The 1,364-nt window shown below is 71.8% G+C and carries 3 protein-coding genes; all 3 read right to left on the bottom strand.

What is annotated here, in order from left to right; translation table 11 throughout:
- Nucleotides 1-18: 18 nt before the first annotated feature.
- Nucleotides 19-384 (bottom strand): dihydroneopterin aldolase, encoded by a 366-nt coding sequence (gene folB / locus QN357_RS18955; protein ID WP_134446294.1) that lies wholly within the window; start codon nucleotides 382-384, stop codon nucleotides 19-21.
- Nucleotides 381-1,187: a dihydropteroate synthase gene (folP, locus tag QN357_RS18950; protein WP_134446293.1), complete on the bottom strand. Its 807-nt coding sequence runs from the start codon at nucleotides 1,185-1,187 to the stop codon at nucleotides 381-383. Before folP ends, folB begins: the two co-directional genes overlap by 4 nt.
- Nucleotides 1,184-1,364 (bottom strand): GTP cyclohydrolase I (locus QN357_RS18945; protein WP_323505392.1); only part of this gene is annotated, 181 nt, incomplete at its 5' end. The genes folP and QN357_RS18945, both read right to left, overlap by 4 nt.

Raw genomic sequence — 1,364 nt, 5'->3', positions numbered from 1 at the left:
GCGTCACGGGGGCGGGGTTCACGGCCGGGACCTCGTGATCTGCACGGAGACGTCGGTGAAGGGGACACTGATCGGGGCCTGCGGCTTGTGCACGGTGACCTGCACGGTCTCGGCGGCGGGGTGGGCGAGCACGACGCCCGCGATCCGCTCCGCGACCGTCTCGATCAGGTCGACCGGGTTGACCGCCGCCGCCTCCGTCACCTCGATCGCGAGTTCGCCGTAGTGGATGGTGCGGCTGACGTCGTCGCTCGACGCCGCGGCGTGCAGGTCGAGCCAGACTGTGACGTCGATCACGAAATCCTGGCCGTTCTCACGCTCGAAGTCGTAGACGCCGTGGTGAGCGGTGACCCGCAGCCCGGTGAGAGTGATGCAATCGCGGATCATGGCTCTATTCTGGCCGACTCCACGAGCGCAAGCACCTTCAGGGCCGCGCGGGTTGCCGCCACGTCATGCACGCGCACGGCCCAGGCGCCGGCCTGGGCGGCGAGCACGCTCACCACGGCGCTCGGCAGGTCACGGGCGGCGATCGGGGCGTCGTCCGGGAGCGCGGTCGCGAGGAAGCGTTTGCGGGAGGCGCCGATCATGACGGGAAGGCCGAGCATGTCGAAGGCCGCGAGGTTGGCGAGCAGGGCCCAGTTGTGGGCGGGGAGCTTGGAGAACCCCAGGCCGGGGTCGAGCACGATCCGCTCCCGCGGCACCCCTGCGGCGACGAGGGCCTCGACGCGCCAGGCGAGTTCGGCCCGGACGTCGGCGACGACGTCGCCGTAGACCGCGAGGTCGTCCATGGTGCGGGCGTGGCCGCGCCAGTGCATCGCGATGAAGGTGAGGCCGCTCTCGGCGGCGACGCTGGCCATCAGCGGGTCGGCGAGGCCACCGGAGACGTCGTTGATGATGCTCGCCCCCGCGGCCGCGGCCGCGCGGGCGGTCGAGGCGTTGAGGGTGTCGACGCTCAGCACGAGGCCCTGCCGGGCGAGCTCGGTGATCACGGGGATAACCCGGGCCTGTTCGACGGCGGGGGCGACGCGGCCGGCGCCCGGCCTCGTCGATTCGCCGCCGACGTCGATGACGTCCGCGCCTTCGGACCGGAGCAGGAGACCGTGCCGGATCGCGGCATCCGTCGACGCCCACTTGCCGCCGTCGCTAAAGGAATCGGGCGTGACATTGAGCACGCCCATGATGCGGGTCATGAGCCTGCGCCGATCAGGGCCATCACTTCGGCGCGGCGGGCCGGTTCGGCGAGTTCGCCGCGTACGGCGAGTGTGACGGTCGAGCTGTTGACCTGGCGGGCGCCGCGCGTCGTGACGCACCCGTGCACGGCGTCGAGCACAACGAGGATGCCGCGGGGCTCCAGACCGGTCTGGAGC

Source organism: Cryobacterium sp. RTC2.1 (assembly GCF_035018685.1).
Classification (GTDB): Bacteria; Actinomycetota; Actinomycetes; order Actinomycetales; family Microbacteriaceae; genus Cryobacterium; species Cryobacterium glucosi.
Note: the sequence above shows the minus strand (reverse complement) of the source record. Positions and strands in the feature narration are given on the sequence as shown.